Origin of the sequence: Clostridium tarantellae (genome assembly GCF_009295725.1) — a bacterium.
Classification (GTDB): Bacteria; Bacillota; Clostridia; order Clostridiales; family Clostridiaceae; genus Sarcina; species Sarcina tarantellae.
On record NZ_WHJC01000278.1, the window covers coordinates 1 to 4377 of the forward strand.

Genomic DNA, 4377 nt, shown 5'->3' on the forward strand with positions numbered 1-4377 from the left:
TTGTGGTTTTGAGATTCAATTTTAACATGAAATTAGGGGGTCGTTGTTTTTTTATGCAAAAAAACTTTCGAAACCTTGATATATAAAGATTTTAAAAAGAAAAGTAGTGTAGAAACTTTACACTAACATAAATTTTAGGGGGGCAAAAATATGAAGTTAGTAAGACTAAAAAAACTTTTAGCAGTTACTTTAGTGGCAGCTTTATCAGGAAGTGTGCTAGTTGGTTGTGGTGGAGAGAGTGGTTCTTCATCAGAAGGTGGAGTAACAGAGCAAAAATTAGTGTTTAATTTAGGTGAAGATCCTAAAACAATAGATCCAGCATTAAATACTAGTAGTGGAGCTAGTACTGTAATAGGAAATGCTTTTGAAGGATTATGTTCATTAGATTCAGAAGATAAAGCAAAACCAGGAGTAGCTGAAAAATGGGAGATTTCAGATGATAAGTTAACTTATACTTTCCATTTAAGAGATAATGCAAAATGGTCAGATGGACAACCGGTTACAGCTAAGGATTTTGAATATGCATGGAAAAGAGCATTAGACCCTAAAACGGGAGCAGAATATGCATATCAATTATATTATATTGAAGGAGCAGAAGAATATAATAAAGGTAAAGGAGATGCCGATAAAGTAGCAATAAAGGCTTTAGATGATAAAACTTTAGAGGTTAAATTAGTAAATCCAACACCATATTTCTTAGAGTTAACGGCTTTTACAACTTATTTACCAGTAAGAGAAGATATTGTTGCAGGTAATGATGGATGGGCAACAGATGCAAAAACTTATGTTTCTAATGGTCCTTTTAAATTAGTTGAATGGAGAATGAAAGATGCATTTGTATTTGAAAAGAATGAAAATTATTGGGATACAGATGAAGTTAATTTAGAAGAACTTGAAATGAGAATGATATCTGAAGATACATCAGCATTTGCTTCATTCCAATCAGAGGAAATAGATATGTTAAATTCATTGCCAACAGCAGAAATACAAAATGCTGTAAATAATGGAATAGCTAAAATATTTCCACAAATAGGAACATATTTCTATATAGTTAACGTAAGTGGGAAGGGACAAGGTAATGATGCCTTAAAAAATCCAAAAGTAACACAAGCTTTAAATATGGCTATTAATAGAGAAGCTATAGTTGAAAATGTAACTAAAGGTGGACAAACTCCAGCAGCAAGCTTTGTTCCAACAAGTATAGAAGATGAAAATGGAAAACAATTTACTAAAGAATATTTTAAATCAGAAGGAGATATTGAAGGAGCTAAAAAGTTATTAGAAGAAGCAGGTTATCCAAATGGTGAAGGGTTACCTACGTTAACTCTTATGTACAATACAGAAGGAGCTCATGGTGATGTTGCTCAAGCTGTTCAAGCTATGTGGAAAGAAATTGGTGTTAATGTAGAATTACAAAATCAAGAATGGAAAGTATTTTTAGATACAAGAAATAACTTAAACTATCAAATTGCTAGACATGGTTGGGTTGGAGATTATGTAGATCCAATGACGTTTTTAGATATGTGGACAACTGGTAATGGTAATAATGATTCAGGATATAGCAGTGCAGAGTATGATAAATCAATAGAAGATGCTAAAAAAGAAGTTGATACTAATAAGAGAAAAGAACTATTAAATAAAGCAGAAGATATATTAATGTCAGATATGCCAATAATACCATTATATTACTATACTCAACCAAAAGGAATTCAACCATATGTTAAAGGAGTAGAAGTTTCTCAATTAGGAAAAATAAGTTTTAAAAATGCATCAATAGAAAAATAATTAATAGTAAAAAGGTTCTATATTTTAATATAGAACCTTTTTTAAATAAGTAAAAAAAATTAGAATTTATATAAAAGGAATTTGATTATTATTAAAGAATATTAACAAAATAAAGTATATGTTTATAAATAGATAGTTTTGGAGGATGCTATGAAAAAAGAAGATTTAAGATTGTATATAAAGAAAAAAAGAAACTCTTTAAAGAGTAATGATAAAAAAATTTTAGATAATAAAATAAAAATAAATTTTATAGAAAGTGAATATTTTAAAAAAAGTAAAGTTATATTTATTTATGTAAATATGGACTCAGAAATAGATACATTAGCTATTATTAAAGAGGCATTAAGAGTAGGAAAAAAAGTTGCGGTACCTAAAGTTTTACCTGGAGTTAGAGAAATGAAAGCATTAGAAATTAAGTCTTTATTAGATTTAAATGAAAGTGGAGCTTTTGGTATATTAGAACCTAATATAAATAACATTGATTTAAGTAATGAAATAGATCTAGTAATTTTACCAGGGTTGGCTTTTGATAGAGATGGTAATAGAGTTGGATATGGTGGTGGATTTTATGATACATTTTTAGATAAACATCATATTGAAAATAGAATAGCTCTTTGCTATGACTTTCAAGTAGTTGAAGAAATAGAAATTGAAGATTTTGATAAAGTAATAAATGGAATAATTACTAATAAAACAATAATAAATATAGTATAGTTAAAAGTTAATTAAATAAGGGGGGACTATATGAAGTTTAAAGATTTTGTTTATGAAAGACCAAATTATGAACAGGTAAGTTATGAAATAAATAGTTTAATTCAAAAATTAGAAAAAGAAGAAAAGTGGGATAATGCAAAAAATATAATAAGCAATATAAATAGTATAAGAAACCGTGTAAATACTATGTTGAATATTGCTAATGTTAGATACACAATAAATACTGAAGATAAATTTTATGAAAAAGAAAAAGAATTTGCAGATGAAATTGATCCTTTATTTGAGGAACTAAATACTAATTTTTATAAGGTATTGATTACATCTAAACATAAAGAAAAAATAATTAAAGAGTATGGAGAAAAAATAATTAAAGCTGCTGAATTCGCATTAAAAGGATTTTCTAATGAAGTTATTGAAGATATGCAATTAGAGAATAAATTAAGTTCAGAATATCAAAAACTTATAGCATCAGCAAAAATTTTATTTAATGGTGAGTACAGAACATTATCAGAATTAACTCCTTTTACATTATCTAAAGATAGACAAGTTAGAAAAGAAGCTTTGGAATCTAAATATAATTTTTATGTGGAAAATGAAGATGAATTAGATAGAATGTTTCATCAATTGGTAATAGTTAGAGATAGAATAGCTAAAAAGTTAGGATATAATAATTTTATTGAATTAGGATATATAAGAATGGAAAGATTTGACTATGATGAAAGCATGGTTAAAAAATTTAGAGATCAAGTTAAGAAATATATAGTTCCAATAAATAATAAATTATACAATAGACAAGCTAAAAGATTAGGATTAAACAATTTAAGTTATTATGATGAAAAATTTGAATTTATTAGTGGAAATCCTACACCAAAAGGTAATGAGCAATGGATTATTAATAATGGAATAAAAATGTATTCAGAATTATCTCCTGATACAAAAGAATTTTTTAGTTTTATGGTAGAAAATGAGTTAATGGATTTGGTATCAAAGAAAGGTAAAGCTAGTGGAGGTTATTGTACTAATTTTCCAGATTATAAAGCACCATTCATATTTTCAAATTTTAATGGAACAGCTGGTGATGTAGATGTATTAACTCATGAAGCAGGACATGCTTTTCAAAGTTATAAAAGTAATTGGATTGAGATGCCAGAGTGCTCTAATCCAACATATGAAAGTTGTGAGATACACTCTATGAGTATGGAATTTTTTACTTGGCCTTGGATGAATTTATTTTTTGAAGAGGATACAGATAAATATAAATATTATCACTTAGGAAGTGCATTAAAGTTTATTCCATATGGTATAACAGTAGATGAATTTCAACATTATATTTATAAAAATCCTCATATAACTCCTAAAGAAAGAAAAGAAGCTTGGAGAAGAATAGAAAAAAAATATTTACCACATAAAAATTATAGTGAATGTGATTTCTTAGAAAGAGGTAATTGGTGGTTGCAACAGTTGCACATCTTTTTATATCCATTTTATTATATAGATTATACATTAGCACAAATTTGTGCATTACAATTTTGGAAAAGAGATAGAGAAAATCATAAAGAAACATGGAATGATTATTTAAATCTTTGTAGTATTGGAGGAACTAAAACATTCTTAGATTTAGTTAAGTATGCTAATTTAAAATCACCATTTGATGAGAATTGCATACAAGATATAATAAATGATATTGATAAATATTTAAGTGAAATTGACGATAGTAAATTTTAAATATAAAAAAGACTTAGTAAAAAACTCAATGTCATTAAGTTAAGAAAAGTTATATTGTTTATTTTAGAATTGCAAGGTATAGAAATATATCTTGCTCTTTTTTTCAGAAAAAACTTGACAAGTCTATAGAAAAATGCGGCGTAGCCCCTTAAA

At 27.0% G+C, this 4377-nt stretch carries 3 protein-coding genes; all 3 read left to right on the top strand.

Annotated features, from left to right (window positions below; translation table 11 throughout):
- The first annotated feature begins 150 nt into the window (after positions 1–150).
- The 3 genes from GBZ86_RS13120 (at position 151) to GBZ86_RS13130 (ending at position 4224) form a co-directional block, all read left to right on the top strand.
- Positions 151–1785: a peptide ABC transporter substrate-binding protein gene (locus GBZ86_RS13120; protein ID WP_152891339.1), complete on the top strand. Its 1635-nt coding sequence runs from the start codon at positions 151–153 to the stop codon at positions 1783–1785.
- Positions 1786–1935: 150 nt separating this feature from the next.
- Positions 1936–2499: a 5-formyltetrahydrofolate cyclo-ligase gene (locus tag GBZ86_RS13125; protein WP_152891341.1), complete on the top strand. Its 564-nt coding sequence runs from the start codon at positions 1936–1938 to the stop codon at positions 2497–2499.
- 30 nt (positions 2500–2529) lie between these two features.
- Complete coding sequence (locus tag GBZ86_RS13130) at positions 2530–4224, top strand: M3 family oligoendopeptidase (protein ID WP_152891343.1); 1695 nt, start codon at positions 2530–2532, stop codon at positions 4222–4224.
- Positions 4225–4377: the final 153 nt, after the last annotated feature.

What these genes read in the sequence shown, in the direction of transcription:
- GBZ86_RS13125 (WP_152891341.1), top strand. Translation starts at nt 1,936, where the DNA reads ATGAAAAAAGAAGATTTAAGATTGTATATAAAGAAAAAAAGAAACTCT.
- GBZ86_RS13120 (WP_152891339.1), top strand. Translation starts at nt 151, where the DNA reads ATGAAGTTAGTAAGACTAAAAAAACTTTTAGCAGTTACTTTAGTGGCA.
- GBZ86_RS13130 (WP_152891343.1), top strand. Translation starts at nt 2,530, where the DNA reads ATGAAGTTTAAAGATTTTGTTTATGAAAGACCAAATTATGAACAGGTA.